The 14,586-nt window shown below is 65.5% G+C and carries 15 protein-coding genes; 4 read left to right on the plus strand and 11 right to left on the minus strand.

The features are described 5' to 3' along the window. Positions 1-28 precede the first annotated feature (28 nt). From BOO69_RS00610 to BOO69_RS23290, 4 genes are all read right to left on the minus strand, one after another. Positions 29-1,243, minus strand: a complete 1,215-nt coding sequence (locus BOO69_RS00610) for a type II secretion system F family protein (protein ID WP_071969359.1) — start codon at positions 1,241-1,243, stop codon at positions 29-31. Beyond that, positions 1,240-2,787 (minus strand): GspE/PulE family protein, encoded by a 1,548-nt coding sequence (locus BOO69_RS00615; protein WP_237267527.1) that lies wholly within the window; start codon positions 2,785-2,787, stop codon positions 1,240-1,242. Before BOO69_RS00615 ends, BOO69_RS00610 begins: the two co-directional genes overlap by 4 nt. After that, on the minus strand, positions 2,717-4,696 hold the full coding sequence (gene gspD, locus BOO69_RS00620) for a type II secretion system secretin GspD (RefSeq protein WP_083545414.1): 1,980 nt from the start codon (positions 4,694-4,696) through the stop codon (positions 2,717-2,719). The genes BOO69_RS00615 and gspD overlap by 71 nt, the downstream gene beginning before the upstream one ends. 153 nt (positions 4,697-4,849) lie before the next feature. Then, positions 4,850-5,329 (minus strand): hypothetical protein, encoded by a 480-nt coding sequence (locus BOO69_RS23290; RefSeq protein WP_216636996.1) that lies wholly within the window; start codon positions 5,327-5,329, stop codon positions 4,850-4,852. 121 nt (positions 5,330-5,450) lie between these two features. Between BOO69_RS23290 and BOO69_RS00630 the strand changes: the two genes are divergently transcribed. Next, entirely contained in the window at positions 5,451-5,969 is a 519-nt protein-coding gene (locus BOO69_RS00630; RefSeq protein WP_071969365.1) for an outer membrane protein assembly factor BamD, read from the plus strand. Positions 5,970-5,972: 3 nt separating this feature from the next. Here BOO69_RS00630 and gspM read toward each other — a convergent pair whose 3' ends face one another. Genes gspM through gspG form a run of 7 tightly spaced genes read right to left on the minus strand, consistent with a single transcriptional unit; the run spans position 5,973 to position 10,590 of the window. Continuing rightward, positions 5,973-6,464 carry a type II secretion system protein GspM gene (gspM, locus tag BOO69_RS00635; protein WP_071969367.1) on the minus strand — a complete coding sequence of 164 codons (492 nt, stop codon included), beginning with the start codon at positions 6,462-6,464 and terminating at the stop codon, positions 5,973-5,975. Continuing rightward, positions 6,461-7,687 (minus strand): type II secretion system protein GspL, encoded by a 1,227-nt coding sequence (gene gspL, locus BOO69_RS00640; protein ID WP_335743940.1) that lies wholly within the window; start codon positions 7,685-7,687, stop codon positions 6,461-6,463. The genes gspM and gspL overlap by 4 nt, the downstream gene beginning before the upstream one ends. 36 nt (positions 7,688-7,723) lie before the next feature. Further along, entirely contained in the window at positions 7,724-8,638 is a 915-nt protein-coding gene (gene gspK / locus BOO69_RS00645) for a type II secretion system minor pseudopilin GspK (RefSeq protein WP_071969372.1), read from the minus strand. Then, a complete protein-coding gene (locus BOO69_RS00650) occupies positions 8,635-9,303 on the minus strand; it encodes a type II secretion system protein GspJ (RefSeq protein WP_071969374.1) in 669 nt (222 codons plus the stop codon). Before BOO69_RS00650 ends, gspK begins: the two co-directional genes overlap by 4 nt. After that, positions 9,300-9,674, minus strand: a complete 375-nt coding sequence (locus BOO69_RS00655; protein WP_071969376.1) for a type IV pilus modification PilV family protein — start codon at positions 9,672-9,674, stop codon at positions 9,300-9,302. The genes BOO69_RS00650 and BOO69_RS00655 overlap by 4 nt, the downstream gene beginning before the upstream one ends. Further along, positions 9,659-10,132 carry a type II secretion system protein gene (locus BOO69_RS00660; RefSeq protein WP_071969378.1) on the minus strand — a complete coding sequence of 158 codons (474 nt, stop codon included), beginning with the start codon at positions 10,130-10,132 and terminating at the stop codon, positions 9,659-9,661. The genes BOO69_RS00655 and BOO69_RS00660 overlap by 16 nt, the downstream gene beginning before the upstream one ends. Then, positions 10,117-10,590: a type II secretion system major pseudopilin GspG gene (gene gspG / locus BOO69_RS00665; protein ID WP_071969380.1), complete on the minus strand. Its 474-nt coding sequence runs from the start codon at positions 10,588-10,590 to the stop codon at positions 10,117-10,119. The genes BOO69_RS00660 and gspG overlap by 16 nt, the downstream gene beginning before the upstream one ends. 92 nt (positions 10,591-10,682) lie before the next feature. On the opposite strand from gspG, the gene BOO69_RS00670 reads away from it, so the two are divergent. The 3 genes from BOO69_RS00670 to BOO69_RS00680 all read left to right on the plus strand — a co-directional run bounded on the left by BOO69_RS00670 (position 10,683) and on the right by BOO69_RS00680 (position 14,387). Continuing rightward, positions 10,683-11,456, plus strand: a complete 774-nt coding sequence (locus BOO69_RS00670; RefSeq protein ID WP_071969382.1) for a prepilin peptidase — start codon at positions 10,683-10,685, stop codon at positions 11,454-11,456. Positions 11,457-11,550: 94 nt separating this feature from the next. Then, complete coding sequence (locus BOO69_RS00675; RefSeq protein WP_172839476.1) at positions 11,551-13,200, plus strand: SEL1-like repeat protein; 1,650 nt, start codon at positions 11,551-11,553, stop codon at positions 13,198-13,200. Continuing rightward, the gene (locus BOO69_RS00680; RefSeq protein ID WP_071969386.1) at positions 13,200-14,387 is read left to right on the plus strand and encodes an SEL1-like repeat protein; all 1,188 of its coding nucleotides are present in this window, start codon (positions 13,200-13,202) and stop codon (positions 14,385-14,387) included. Before BOO69_RS00675 ends, BOO69_RS00680 begins: the two co-directional genes overlap by 1 nt. The last annotated feature ends 199 nt before the right edge of the window (positions 14,388-14,586 follow it).

The following is a 14,586-nucleotide window of genomic DNA, read 5'->3' on the forward strand; positions in this document are numbered from 1 at the left end:
GCATCAGACATGCAGGGGCTGGCATGCCTCAGCCGGCGACCACCGCCTGAAGATCGAAGATCGGCAGAAGCACCGCTAGGACGATGACAAGCACCATCGCGCCGACCAGCATCATCAGCGCGGGTTCCAGCAGCGCAGCGATCCGCTTTCGTTCCGTCGACAGACCGTTTTCCACCAGCACGGCGCTGCGTTCCGTCATGCTCGCCAGCCGAACGGAAGCTTCGCCCGCCTGGATGAGCTGACGGGCCACGGGCGGAATGATGGTCAGCGCACAAAGGGCCTGCGACATGGTTTCGCCCCGGGAAACGGCCAGCGATACCTGAGCCGCCTCCTGCTGGAACCGCGCGACATCCAGCACCTCGGCGGCATTCTGGATCGCGACGGGCACGGTGTTGCGGCTGCTGAGGACCAGCGCGAGCGTGCGCAGGTATTGCACGGCAGCGGAGAGGCGCATGAAACGGCCGACCAGCGGCAGTCGCAGGAACAGCTTGTCCCGCTGTGCCCGGAGGGCGCCGACCCTGCCGGACGCGAAACCGAAGGCGACGAGCCCCGCGAGCACGACGATGAGGACGGTGAAGTTCGACTGGATCCAGTTGCTTATGGCAAGGACCACCTGGGTGATCGACGGCAGAGGTTGATCCGACAGTTCGTACATCGCGACGATTTCGGGCGCGACGTTGACCATCAGGATCGCGCAGACCAGCAGTGCCACTGCCGCGACAAAGCCGGGATAGATCAGCGCGGTGGAAATCTGCGCCTTGTCCACGCCCTGGTTCTCGAGGTGCTCGGCCAGTTCGTTGAACACGCCGGCGAGGTTGCCCGCGGTTTCGCCGGCCCTGACTGAAGCGACGTAATAGGGGGCGAAACCTGCCTGCGTGCGCCGCAGTGCGTCGGAAAGGGTCGAACCGTCCATCAGATCGGCACGGGCGCGGGCCGCCACGGCGTCGAGGCTCGGGTGCCCGCCCTGGCGCACCGCTTCCAGGGCCTCGTCGACGGGCAGTTCGGCGCCCAGCAGAACGGCCATTTGCCGGGTAAAGACCGCCTGGAGGTCCGCATTCAGTGTCGCGCGCCGCTGACCCGACCAGAGGCCGGATGCCCCCTTGGCGCGGCGTTCGCTGAGTTCCGAGACGAACAGGTTCTTCTCGGCCAGCAGGGCGGCGGCGTGGGATTCGGTATCGGCGATGACCGTGCCCGACTTGCGCTTGCCCGCTTCGGTGAAGGCGACATAGGCATAGGCCCTCACGCGACGTCACCGACGACGCGCAGGTTTTCCGCGATGCTGGTCCGGCCCGCTGCGACCTCCATCAGCCCTTGGCCGATCAGCGTTTCGCGCCCGGTCAACGCCAGCCTGCGCATCTCGGCTTCGCTGGCACCTGCGTCGATGGCGGCGCGCAGGCTTTCACCCACCTCGATCATCTCGAAGATGCCGACACGGCCGGCGTATCCCGAATTGCCGCAGGCGGTACATCCTTCGGCGGCATAGATGGTGTCGGGCACGTTCAGCCCGTGACGGGTGAAATGCGCCGCTTCGGCCGGGGACGGCGCGTGTGGTTTTCGGCAGTCTGCGCAGAGGCGGCGCAGGAGGCGCTGCGCGATGACACCGCGCAACGTGGCCGCGATCAGGAAATCGTCCAGTCCGAGGTCGCGCAGGCGGACCACCGCCCCGACCGATCCGTTGGCGTGCAGCGAGGAAAAAACGAGGTGCCCCGTCAGCGCGGCCTGTGCGGCGACGCTCGAGGTCTCACCGTCACGGATCTCCCCGACGAGGATCACGTCCGGATCCTGCCGCAGGGTCGCGCGCAGGCCGTTGGCAAAGGTCATGCCGATGTCGGCGTTGATCTGCGATTGCGAAATGCCTGGCAGGTCGTATTCGATCGGGTCCTCCACGGTCACGATGTTGCGCTCGTCGCGGTTGGCCAGTTTCAGCAGGGAATAGAGGGTCGTTGTCTTGCCCGCACCCGTTGGCCCGGTGGCGAGGATCACGCCATTGGGCAGCGCTGCCAGACGGTGCAGCAGCGTGACCTGATCCTTGCTGAGGCCGAGGTCGGACAATTCCATCAGGCCCGCGGAACGATCGAGAATCCGCAACACGATCCGTTCGCCGTAGTTGCCGGGCAGGGAACTGACGCGGGTGTCGATCTGCCGTCCCCCAAGGGACAGCGGTATGCGCCCATCCTGCGGCAGGCGTGTTTCCGCGATGTCGAGCCCGGCCATGACCTTGAGCCGCGAAACCACGCGTTTCACCGGCACATCGGAGCGGTCCATCACAGTCTTGAGGAACCCGTCCACCCGCAGGCGTGCTCTCAGCCCGCCTTCGTAGGGTTCGATATGAAGATCGGAGGCGCCCGCGGTCACGGCCCTGCGCAGAAGCTGATTGACCAGTTGCACGACCGGAGCATCGCCGGAATCCTCCAGAAGATCACGCTGTCGCGCGGGCCCCTGTCCGCCACTGCCGGTATCCTCCAGCTCGAACGTCAATGAATCCTGGGTTTCCGGCGAGTCGTCCTGCGACTGGTAGATCCGTGCCAGGGCCGCTTCGAAACCCGCGGCATCCTGCGTCACGAGGGTCAGGTGCCCCAGCCGGGCCGCGCGACGCTGCGCTTCCCGAAGACCCATCTGAGTGGCCTCGGGACCGGCGATGACATCGGTTCCGTCCAGAATGACGTGCTGATCCCGCGCAAAGACGAAAGGCAGCCTTTGCCGGGTCGGCGCCTGATCAGTCGCTTCCGCCGCTGAACCGGAGGCGGGAGGGAAGGGGTGGGTAGTTTCGGTTTTGCGCATAGTCATCGACAAATCCGGCATCGAAGGGTTGGTTCAGATCCACGCCGTCGAAGGGCAGGGTGCCCTGTGGCGTCTTGGGATACTGTCCATCATCGGGGGCCTGCAAGGCAAGGCTCGCCTTTTTGGCCTCGCGTGCCAGAGAGGTCGTGATACGACGCGCCTCGTGATCGTCCTTGACCACCTGGGGGCGCAGCATGACCAGAAGAACCCGCTGGTTCTTGTTCGCGTTCTTGCCCCGGAACAGGCCGCCCACCAGGGGCAACTTGCTGAGGCCGGGCACCTCTTGCGAGACGGATCCGGACCCGTTTTCGAGCAGACCGCCCAGCATGATGACATTGCCGTCGCGCACCAGCACGGTGGTGGACAATGCGCGGCGGGCCGTGATCTCGCCCCCTGCTGACGACGTGTTGTTCGTCAGGTTCGACACTTCCTGCTCGATGTTCATCTTCACCGTGCGGTCGGCATTGATCTGCGGGGTGACCTTGAGTGTCAGGCCGACGTCCTGACGTTCGATCGTCTGGAACGGGTTGTCGGGCTGCGCCGTCTCACCGACCTGCGCGAAGGATCCGGTGACGAACGGCACGTTCTGCGCGACGACGATCTCGGCCTCCTGGTTGTTCAGCGTCATGATCGACGGGGTGGACAGCAGGCGGGTAGAGTTGGTGGAGGCGATGGCGCTGAGCAGGCCGACGATGCCCTCGCCGCCCGAATTGCGCGCGCCCACGCCAAAGAAGCCGCCGTTGCCGGGTGACGGCACGGCATTGTTGGTGTTGTTCAGAACGGATGACACCAGCCCGGTGAGGCTCGGCCGCCCTTCGAGCGTGAATTCCACGCCGCCGATGATGGCGTCGTTCACGATCGCGCCGAATTGCGCCGACAGGTCGGCAAAACCGGCAACGGACATCTCGAAGATCACGGCCTCGACGAGGACCTGTGTCGGCCGCCGGTCGAGGAAGTGCACCATTTCGATGATGTCGCCCATCTGGTCAGGCGGCGCGGTGATCAGCAGGGTGTTGGTCTGTGTCTCCGCGATGATGCGCACGGCTTGTTCGGTGGGGGCGGCCTGTTCGTTGGTGATCGCCCGCGTGACCACGTCTGCAAGCCGCGTCGCGTCGGCGTAGTTCAGCTCTATCGCGCGCGAGGCGACGTTTGCGTTCTGGGTGTCGAGCCGTCCGGCCAGCAGGCGGATCTGCTGCACCAGGCTGTCGGGGCCCGACACCACGAGGGCATTCGACCGCCGGTCGACGGAAACCGCGGCATCTTCGGGCACGATCTGCATGGACTGGATGACCTGCAGCACTTCGGCGGCGTCGGCGTTGCGCAGGCGCACCATTTCGATCGGACGCTCGCGCGGGGTGTCGAGGCGACGGATCAGTGCCTCGATCCGGGCATGGTTCTGGCCCCTGTCGGAAAGGATCAGCAGGTTGGATCCCGGCACCGGGCTCAGCACCGCCTCCGCGGGCAGCAACGGTCGGATGACCTCGATGATTTCAGTCAGCGGCACGTTGTTGACCTCGATCACGCGCGTCTCGAACCCCTTGGGGGCAGTCCGCGCCGGGCCGGAGGCAAGCTCCCGCGCGACGTTCATCGGGACGATCCTGTCCACGCTCGACCCCTGCACGATGGTCAGCCGGTTCAGTTCCAGAACGTTCAGGAACACGTCGTACAGCTCGGCCGGCGTCAGCGTGTCGGGGGCAAGAACGGTGACCGTACCGCGGACGTTGGGATCGAGGACGAAGCTGCGGTTGGTGGCCTCCGATACGATTTCGACGAAACTGCGCAGGTCCGCGTCCCGCAAGTCCAGTTCAATCTGTGCCGCCGCGGGGGGCGCGGTGACCACAACCCATGCCATCGCCTGGCAACATGCCAAGGACAGGGCCAGCAACACGGCCCTCGGGGATAGAAATCGTTTCATGACTGCTCTCTGCCTCAAGCCCGACGCCGGTTCTTGACGACCGCATTCGGGGATTTGCCATGTATTACACAAGATTCTAGCGTATTTATCCACACGATGCACGTCTTTCGTGTGCAAGGCAGCGATTTGTGGCCATTCGGTCGCGCGCAAGGTTCAGCCGGGCGGGCGTTTTTCCTCCGTAAAGCCAAGAAGCGCCAGGTCGCCGTCGCCATTGTCGACCCACACACCCTGTTCGTCGATCCTTTCAATCACGGCGCCGTTGCCGAGGGTGTCGCCGACCCGCAGAAGGGTCTCACCCGTCGGATGCGAAACCATGGCCCAGATCTTCTGATCGACCCGGACGACCCCTTTGAGCGCATAGCCGAGGCTGTCCAGCGGCGGACGCGGCGGCTGGGGTTCGGGTGTCGGCGCCGGCGGTTGAGGCTCGGCAGCCGGGGGCGGCGGCGCGGGTGGCTGGAGTTCTCCGAACACCGCGGGCCAGCGCCGGGGACTGGGCGGCGGCGCCGGTGGCTGGGGTTCCGTCGCAGCGGTTCGCACCTCTGCCTGGCCGGCAATTTCGTCCGGCAGCGTGTTCAGAGTCTCGTGCAGCATCTGCCCCGCCAGGCCCGAGGCGGCGAGGGCTACCAGTGTCATAATCGCAGCAATCAGCCGCATTCTTGGACCGCTCCAGCGTGTACCGACCGTGATTTGTGGACGTAAATCCTGCCGTATGCTAAGGCTATCCGCAATAAAACGATAAATAAAGAGCAGGCACATGCAGGTATACACACACGCCCGGGCCGGGACGATTGTTCTGTGCGCCCTTATGATCTCAAGCTGCGCAGAAACAGGCAGTCTTGGGCAAAAATCCTTCGAAACCGAATATTCGACCGCCCGCGATGCGCTGGAAGGCGGAGACTTTGCCAAGGCGAACCGGGTCTACAAGCGACTGGTGCCGGACGCCGGCGCGCTCCAGCCGCGGATCCGGCTCGAGCTGTCCCACGGGTACCTGCGGGCGGGCGACTTCGATGCCGCCGCGCGCGAGGCGGGCAGCCTTGCTCAGACCCAGCAGGGCGATGGCCGCGCTGCCGCCTTGTCGGTGCAGGCGACTGCCGTACATGAACTCGGGCTCAAGGCTTTGGCGTCGGGTGATGCCGTGACCGGCAAATCCTACCTCGAGCAGGCCGAAGCGGCGCTGACCGAAGTGCTGGCGACGAACCCCGACCTTGATCCGCTTGGCAGCATGGCTGGACGGCGCGCAAGCATCCAGTCGCGCCTCAGCGGAATGAAATGACGGTCATGATGCGGGCGCGAGGGAAAGCCGCGCGCTGACTTTCCCCGATTCCTGCGAGGCCTCGAACCGGAAGGACGAGATGTCGTAGCCCCACGTGCGGCTGTTGGCAGAAATCCAGTCCGCCAGCGCGGTGAATTTCACCAGGTCGAACCGCAATTCGATCACGCCACCGTCCGCCACGCCCAATTCGCTGACATAGGGCCGCAGGTCGGCCCGGATCAGGCTTTCCTCTATCGCGCTCGACCCGATGGGATCGGACCGGGCTTCGACCGGTGCGCTTGAAAGGCTCGCAAGCTCCGCGGCGCGCTCCTGTACCCAGATGTTCAATGCAACCGCTTCGGTATTCGCGGCAAGGGCGGCGGCCTTGCGATCCTTCAGGGGCAACAGCACGGCAAAGACGATCAGCAAGGGAAGGCCCAGGCCGAAGAGAACCGCGAGCAGCAGGCGCTCCCGCGCGGACCTTTGCAGAAGAAAGTCGATCAGTCGCCCGTTCATTCCGCCGCCTCCCGATCGGGCGCGCGCAGGCGGATTTCGCTTCGGACGGCGGAAGAGCCGTCGCTGACGCGCGACTCCACGATCTCCACGTCCAAGCCGGCTGCGCGCAGGTCGGCTGCCAAGCGGTCAACGCTGGCGAAATCGGGCAATGTCAGGTCCAGCGCAACTTCGGAAGCGGAAACGGTGCTGGCCTGATCGGTCTGCACGCCCTGTGCGCTCAGCACGCCGGCGGCGATGGCAAAAAGGTCCATGGCCGAGGATTCATCGCCGTCTGCCGACGCCTGCGCCTGCCGGGCCGCCATCACCTGGCTGACCTGAACACGCACGTCCAGCAGGGGGCCGGTAGGAATGAAATTCTCGCGGACGAGGTTCTGGGTCAGGGCGTTCAGCTGGTCGGTTCGCGCCTCGATCCGCCCGGTCTCGATGATCTGGGCGGCCGACCAGAGCGCGGCAGCGATGGCGGCGAACAGCACCGGCCAGCGCCACGGCAGAACCTGCCTGCGCAGCCGCGCACGGGCAAGCTGGGGGTCACGGCGCAGATCGAAATCAAGCTCGCCATGGCCCAGTATCGTCGGTTCCTCCAGCCCCAGCGCCTTCGCTTCCGCGGCTTCGGCGATGATCGGAACTTCATGCTTGCCTGCCAGTTCCTCGAGCCCCTCGGGCACTGGACCGAGTACAAGCATGGCGCCCGGCGGGGCTGACTGCCCGTCCAGTTCCCGTTCCAGCATGGCGAGCGCGATGTCGGGCTGCGCCGCGAAGCCCTCGTCCGGAGCGAGACGGACGACGTGGTATCCGTCCTGCCCCGCGACCGTCCAGATGCCGTTGGCTGTCGGCAGGGTCAGGTAGTCGGGCAAAACCGCGCGGCACTGCGGCCCGGCAGCCGCCTTCCATTCGGCCAGAAGAGCGCTGTCCGCGATCAGGACCTTCGACCAGCGGTCGCTCTGCCTTGGCATGTAGACGGGCCTGATCTGGGTGGTTTCCGCCGTCAGGCCGGCACGGTCCTGCAACTGCCGCCGGGCGACCTGTTCGCGCGCCTGACCCCGCAGACCCGGTGGCAGATCCAGGCTGAAAATCGGCACCTCTGCGCCCGGCACAACGGCGATCTGTTGCGGTCCGGGCGCAGGTCCACCCCGCGTCAGCGCGACAAACTCCTTGCCGGCATCGTATGTTGGCGTTTCGGTCAGCTGCCGTTTCCCGTGCTGTCTTCCACCGCCACGATGCAGACTTCACCGAACTTGATCAATGGGCTGGCGCGCCTGTCAGTCAAATTGGCTGATCCGAAGATTGACGAGGGTGCCGGTCTGTCGCCCGAGCCGGTACATCTGCGTCGTGCGTCTTGCCAAGTGCCCGTCGAGTTCGGCGGCAATCTCGGCACGGAACCAGTCCGTCGAAACGCTCAGTCGTTCGGGCGCGAAGGTTTCCGGCAGGTCTCCGCCCAGGCGCGCCTCGAGCGCGTCGGTGAAACCGTCCAGAGAGGTGAACGGCGTGCTGCGGCGCGTCCCGAGCACCTGGTACAACGTGCCCGGCGGGATGTCGGGGATCAGATCGACGATCAGGTCAAGCGGGGCTGTATTGATGTTGATCGGCTGGCTTCCCGGTATCGCGGTGACGACCGAGCGCAGCTGGTCGATCTGGCCCGCTGTCAGGCCGGGAATGTCTGCGATCTGGTCGAAGATGAGAAGCGCGCCCCCGATCGGCGCACGACCGGGGGAGAGGGCCGCATAGGCGCGCTTGTTCGCGGGGCCGCCGGGCTGAATGAAGTCACGGATCTGGTCGCCCACGCGCGGCGATATTCCGGCGCGTTGAAGCACCTTGTCGAACGCCGGCTGTGCGGCACCGAAGGTCTGGTCGTTCAGCCAGTTGAGGTTGAAAAGCGCCTGCTGATCGATGATCCGTCCCGCCACGCGCCCACGGTCCAGCGGCACGGAAATGTCGGTGCGGGCCCATGCTTCTCCGGGATGGTCGTGGCTGCCGCTCATCAGGTCTTCGTTCAGCAGGGTGATGGCCAGCGCATCGAAGGCGTCGAGGTAGTAGGTCAATTGTCCGGCTGTCTGGCTGGCCTGCAGCCGCGCACGGCCGCCTTCGGCCCTTGTCAGCAGGATTACGGCCGCACCGGCAAGGGCGGCGACGATCACCAGCGCATTGACGAGAACAAAGCCGGACTGGCGGTTCATCTCAATGTCTCCACCAGCGTGATGTCACCCCATCGCACCGTGTTCAGCGTCACCTCTATCGCAAGCGGAAGGAAGTCGGAGTAGTTTTCGGGCGCCGGTCCGGTGCGGTCTTCGTCAGACACCTCGGCAGTCACGAGGTTTCGCAAGACGGGGTTGGTGGGGCCGTCGATCCAGCCCATCCCGCTCCAGTAGCTGCGGATTCTCATTTCCTCGACGCCGGACATGAGCGTGAGCGCGGGCTGCAGAACCTGGGGATCCACGGGCGTGAGCGTCGTCCAGACCCTCCGCTTCAGCGTCTTGTCGGTCTGGTCCAGTCGCCACTCCGCACGGTGAAACCCGCCGCCACCGGTGGCCGGCGACAGTTCCGGTTGCCCTGCAAGGGACAGCGCAAATATCCGACCGTCGTCGCTTTGCGCCAAAGCGTTGTCTGGTCCTTCGCCCGGTGGAAAGAACCGCATCGGAACGATCGCGTTCAGGTCGTTGCGAAGCAGCGCGACAGTGCGGGAGAGTTCCGAGGTGGTGTCGTCCATCTCGGTCAGCCGGTCCCTGATATGGAGCATTCCCGAAAGCCCCTGCAGACCCATCACCGCGACCAGTGCAAAGATCGCCATCGCCACCACGAGTTCGATCAGGCTGATGCCCTTGTCGCCGGCCCCGTCGGTCACGCCGGGGGCTCCACCGGCAGGTACAGTACGAAGATGGCTCCTCCGCCCCGAGCCGATCGCGCGGTGACCGTCGCTTCGACCAGTCCCGCGGCGGTCGTCTTGGTCGTGGTGTCGATGTCTATCGCCTGCCCGCCGATGGTCACGGTGCCGGGCAGGGCGGCGCGTTCGCCGGGGGGCACCAGCCGCAGTTCCTCGGCGCGGTTGCGGGCCGCGATCTGCGCTATCAGCCGGTCCGCGGCGCCGCCGATGGCCAATCGGGACTGGTCGGCGGCGCGCAGGGCGGCAATGCTGCCGATCGACAGCACCAACACGGCCACGGCCAGCTCTATCAGGGTAAGGCCCCTGTCGTTTCCCCTCAGTCGTCTTCGCATGTCAGTCCCTCCCAGCCGTCGCTGCGGCACCTTTGCGATCTGGCGCCCTGGCCGGAAAAAAGGATGTCGAAAGCGCTGGTGCTGCCATTGGCCAGCAGGACGATCTGCGGCATGTCGGGACCCGGACGGGGGGCAAGTGCCCCAAGGGTCACCTTGCCTTGCCAGGCCCTTACCGGATCACCGATCTGCCAGCCCTCGCCCGTCATGTGCGCAAAGCGCAGCCCGCCGGGCGAGACGACCAGCCCCTTGGCGGTGCGGCCCTGAACCGCGAGATCCTGCAGCGCGTGAAATTGGGCTTCGAACCAGGCGCGGTCGGATGCGGCGCGGTCGCTACCGCGCCCCGCGACAGTCAGCGTCGCCCCCACAGAAAGAATGGCGAGAATCGAGATCACGACCAGCAGCTCGATCAGGGAAAACCCGCGGTCGCCCGAGGGGCCGGTGTTCAGTTCTGGTTCCATGACCCGATGTCAGCGTCCGGCCCCGAGCCGCCGGTCACCCCGTCGGCCCCATACGAGAACACGTCGAAATCACCGTGCACGCCCGGTTGGAGATACTGGTAGGGTTGCCCCCACGGATCCACCGGAAGACGTTCCATGTAGCCGTTGGTGGCCCAGTTCGGAGGCTGCGGGTCGGTTGTGGGGCGGTTCACCAGCGCCGCAAGCCCTTGCTCGGTCGTCGGGTAACGGAAATTGTCCAGCCGGTAGAGGTTGATCGCACCCGAGATCGCCGCGATGTCAGACTGCGCGCGCGCCGCGCGCGCCTGATCGGGTCTGTCGATCACGCGGGGCACGATCACAAGCGCGAGAATCGACAGGATCACGACCACAACCATCAGTTCCAGAAGGGAAAACCCATCGTCGCCCGCGGTGTGCCGGCGGGCCTTCCGGATGCTCTGTGAAGAAGCGGCTCGTTCCATCGCATATGTCCCTTTCGCTGAGGTCCATGATAGGAGGGGGGTGATATGGTTGTCTATGCGATGTTGCAAATTTTGACGGGCAGGCAAAGCGCATGAGCGGCGCAGGTCCGCTGCTGGCGCTGGTGATCCTGCTCGGGCCGGCGGTGGGGTCTTTCCTTGGTGTCCTCGTGGACCGCTTGCCGCGGCACGAGGACACGGTGTTTCAGCGATCCGCCTGCCGAAATTGCGGCGTCGCCCTTCCCTTCTGGCGGATGATCCCGATCCTGTCATTTGTGCTGGCGCGAGGACGCTGCGGTACCTGCGGGGCGGCCATCCCGCCCTGGCTCTTCTACATGGAATTAACCTGCCTTGGCGGGTCCGTGCTCGCGGTCCTGCAGGGAGGGACGGCGGTGGACGTCATTCTATCGGCGGCATTCCTGTGGATGCTGACCGCGCTGGCGGCGGCCGATCTGCTTTGGCTGCGCTTGTTCGATCCGCTGACCGCCGCGCTGGCCTTGATCGCGTTCGGCATGGCGATGGCCCCCGCCGGCGCGGGACTGGCGCAGGCCGCTTTGGGCACGTTACTGGGGGCGGGTTCATTCGCGATCCTTCGATGGAGCTACTGGCTGTGGCGCGGACGGGAGGGTCTGGGGCTTGGCGATGTGAAGCTGATGGTGGGTCTCGGGGCCTTTGCAGGGCCCTACGATCTCCCGCTCCTGATCCTGCTGGCCGCATTGTCGGCCCTCGGCGTTGCGCTGCTGCAGCGGCTCCTGTCGCCCGCTCCGCTCGCGCCCGACCGGCCACTGCCCTTCGGCGCCGCGCTTTGCGCCGCGGCGGCGGTCCTGTGGCTCATCGGGCCGCAGTTGGTGCCTGTCGGCTGGAATTGACTTGAAGTTGTCGCGGGGTATGGTCGCAAGGTATTCCGATTTTTTCAACTGCGGGCCGATTGCCCCGCCACATCCATCCAGTTTGAGCAACGCCATGATTTCATTTGAACTTCGCCCGGTACGCGCCTTGCCCTACGCTGTCATTATTGCGTTGCTCGGGGCACCTTTGCCGGCGCAGGACACTGCGACGGCCCCGGAATCCGGACAGGCCGAGGCTGCAGTGCCAGTGACCATGTCGCAGGTCGAAGAAGCCTGGCGGAACGGGGACTTCGTATTCGTCCGTCAGGGGCTGAAGGCCTTGGCCGAAGGAGAGGGCGGCGCCCTCGCGCAGTACCGGTACGGACGTGTCCTGCTGGAAGGAACCGGCGGGCCCCGCGACCCGGCGGCGGCCATGGACTGGCTGGAAAAGGCGGTGACACAGAACCACGCGCCCGCCTCGACATTGCTCGCGCGGGTCCTGCTGAGCAACAAGGGCGAGGGCAACGCGGAACGTGCGGCCAACCTGCTGTCTTCCGCGGCCAAGCGCGGCGACGCGGAGGCGCAATATTACCTCGGTCTGCTCCTGATGGCCGGGCAGGGGGTCGCGCCCGATCCGAAAGCGGCCTTCGACTGGTTCCTCGCGGCGGGCGAGGCGGGGAACCCGGCGGCGCAATACGAATTGAGCAAGGCATATTCGCGCGGCGTCGGCACCGACAAGAACCCCGAAGAGGCGCTGCGCTGGCTCGAGGAAGCCGCATCGGGCGGGTTTCCGGATGCGCAGTACTTTCTGGCGAACGCGCTGGATACCGGGGGCGGCGTGCCCATGGACAAGAAGGCGGCGCTGGATTGGTTCCGCCGGGCAGCCGAGGCGGGACAGCCGCAGGCGCAGCGCGAGCTGGGGACAAGGTACCTTGTCGGCCAGAACGGTGTCGAGCCGAACGCGGACGAGGCGCTTCGCTGGCTGCGGGCCGCTGCCGACGCCGGAGACCGCTCCGCCATGCACAATCTCGGGATCGCCTATGCCGGCGGTGAGCTTCTTCCGCAGGATTTCGGCAAATCGGTCCAGTGGTTCGAGGAAGCCTCATATCTCGGTTTGGGACGGTCGAGCCTCGCGCTCGGTCAGCTTTACGCAGAGGGGCGGGGGGTAGAGCAGAACATGGAAAAGGCGGTCGGCCTGTTCGAGACCGCCGCCCAACAGGGAGAGATGGCGGGCGCCCTGGCGATTTCACAGTTGGCGAAGTCCGATGGTCTGGGGAATTTCATGGCGCCGCAAAGGGCCGTCTCATGGGTCATGGTCGACCTGGCCGAGACCGGCGATGCGGCTGCCGAGGCCTGGGTCAGGCAACAGGCCGACGCGGGGGTGCGCATTGCCCAGATCAACCTCGGTGAATGGTACCTGGCGCAAGAGGACCGGAAGCCCGAGGGGATCGCGCTGATCCGGGTGGCGGCCATGGCGGGCAGTGTCCCGGCGCAGTTCCGGCTGGGAAGTCTGCATGTCACGGGCGACGGTGTCGATCTCGATTACGTGGCGGCGCACAAGTGGCTCAACATCGCTGCGGCAAGCGGTCACCCCGAGGCGGCGGAAAAGCGGGGGATTGTTGGGGACCTGATGACACCAGAACAGATCGCGCGCGCCCAGGCCGAAGCGCGCGAGTACTTTGACACGGCGCGGTCGCGGGCACCGCAAACCGAACAGACCGTCAGGACGCCGGGAAGCGCGCCGCAGGTGACGCAGGGGGCGACCTCCGGGACCGAGGCGGACTGATGGTCCGGCGCGTATCTGCCCTTCCGGCCCTTGCGGCGCTCTTGATGCTGGCGGCAGTTTCGGTCAGCGGCCAGACATCGGACGCGCCTGCGACGACGGATATCGAGGCACGGGCCGAGCAGGGGCAGGCCGAAGCGCAATTCGCCCTTGGACAGCGGCATCACACGGGGGACGGGGTGATGCAGGACTATGCCGAAGCCGCGCACTGGTTCGAGCTTGCGGCAGCGCAGGGACATCCCGATGCGGCCAATCTTCTGGCACGCTACCGGTTCGAGGGGCTTGGAGTGGAGCAGGACCGGGCCGAGGCGTTGCGCCTTTTCGAGGCCGCGGCGGAAACAGGCGATCCGGATCACGTGTTCGATCTCGCCCGCGCGCTCGAGGCCTCCGGGGCGGACATGGAGCGCGTCGCCACACTGTACCAGCAGGCAGCCGATGCCGGAAACGCGGACGCCGCCGTGAGCCTTGGGGTTCTCTATCAGGAGGGAATCGGCGTCGAACAGAACTTTGCGCGCGCACGTGAGCTTTATGAGCAGCCGGCGGATCAGGGCAATGCCCGCGCGCTGAACAATCTCGGCCTGCTCTACGTTCGAGGAGACGGCGTGCCGCAGGATTATGCCCGCGCCGCCGAATACTTTTCGGCGGCGGTCGATCTCGGCCTGAGCACGGCGATGACAAATCTTGGCGTGCTCTACGAGAACGGCTTTGGCGTGGAACTGGACGAGGAGCGGGCGAGGGCGCTCTACCGTGCCGGGGGCCGAAAGGAAGACGTCGGTTCCGGCGACAATGCCGGCTTGATCTACGATTCCCGGCTGAAGCCGCTGGACTCGACGGATGAGGCGCTGCAGGCGCTGAAGCAATCCGCCGAGGCCGGTGATCCGGTCGCTCTTTTCCAACTGGGCTGGGTGCTTCTTCAGCAACCGGATGCGCCGTTTCAGGCCCAGTTTCAGGCAGCGGCGCTGTTCCGTGTGTCGGCAGAGGCCGGTTATGGCCCCGCCATGGCGAACCTCGGCAGTCTCTACTTTCAGGGAAGGGGCGTACCTCAGGACTTCGTCCTGGGACATATGTGGATTCTGCGCGCGGGCCATGCCGGAACGCCCGACACACCTGCGCTTGCAGAAGGTTATCTCGACAAGATGACTCCCGGCCAGATCACCGAGGCGCAGTCACTTGCCAAATCAGGCCCCTGACCCGTCTCTCACCACTTCAAGTTGAGAATGTGGCAGCGAATTTGCGGTGGAAACCGGTGAATCGCACGAGGGCTGCAAGAAAATGCTTAATTTCGTGTCAAATTTGAGGTATCATCACGCCGATACCGTCTGCACAGTTATTTCGTTGTGGGCAGGCGGCAAGGGTCTTTTTCGATCGAATTGTGATTCTTCGGATCGG

Source organism: Sulfitobacter alexandrii, from assembly GCF_001886735.1.
GTDB classification, from domain to species: domain Bacteria; phylum Pseudomonadota; class Alphaproteobacteria; order Rhodobacterales; family Rhodobacteraceae; genus Sulfitobacter; species Sulfitobacter alexandrii.

Excerpts from the sequence above, each read along its gene's own strand:
- BOO69_RS00660 (WP_071969378.1), bottom strand. The coding sequence starts at position 10,132 with ATGGAACCAGAACTGAACACCGGCCCCTCGGGCGACCGCGGGTTTTCC.
- BOO69_RS00670 (WP_071969382.1), top strand. The coding sequence starts at position 10,683 with ATGAGCGGCGCAGGTCCGCTGCTGGCGCTGGTGATCCTGCTCGGGCCG.
- BOO69_RS00630 (WP_071969365.1), top strand. The coding sequence starts at position 5,451 with ATGCAGGTATACACACACGCCCGGGCCGGGACGATTGTTCTGTGCGCC.
- BOO69_RS00655 (WP_071969376.1), bottom strand. The coding sequence starts at position 9,674 with ATGCGAAGACGACTGAGGGGAAACGACAGGGGCCTTACCCTGATAGAG.
- gspK (WP_071969372.1), bottom strand. The coding sequence starts at position 8,638 with ATGAACCGCCAGTCCGGCTTTGTTCTCGTCAATGCGCTGGTGATCGTC.
- gspD (WP_083545414.1), bottom strand. The coding sequence starts at position 4,696 with ATGAAACGATTTCTATCCCCGAGGGCCGTGTTGCTGGCCCTGTCCTTG.
- BOO69_RS23290 (WP_216636996.1), bottom strand. The coding sequence starts at position 5,329 with ATGACACTGGTAGCCCTCGCCGCCTCGGGCCTGGCGGGGCAGATGCTG.
- gspM (WP_071969367.1), bottom strand. The coding sequence starts at position 6,464 with ATGAACGGGCGACTGATCGACTTTCTTCTGCAAAGGTCCGCGCGGGAG.
- BOO69_RS00675 (WP_172839476.1), top strand. The coding sequence starts at position 11,551 with ATGATTTCATTTGAACTTCGCCCGGTACGCGCCTTGCCCTACGCTGTC.
- BOO69_RS00615 (WP_237267527.1), bottom strand. The coding sequence starts at position 2,787 with ATGACTATGCGCAAAACCGAAACTACCCACCCCTTCCCTCCCGCCTCC.
- gspG (WP_071969380.1), bottom strand. The coding sequence starts at position 10,590 with ATGGAACGAGCCGCTTCTTCACAGAGCATCCGGAAGGCCCGCCGGCAC.
- BOO69_RS00680 (WP_071969386.1), top strand. The coding sequence starts at position 13,200 with ATGGTCCGGCGCGTATCTGCCCTTCCGGCCCTTGCGGCGCTCTTGATG.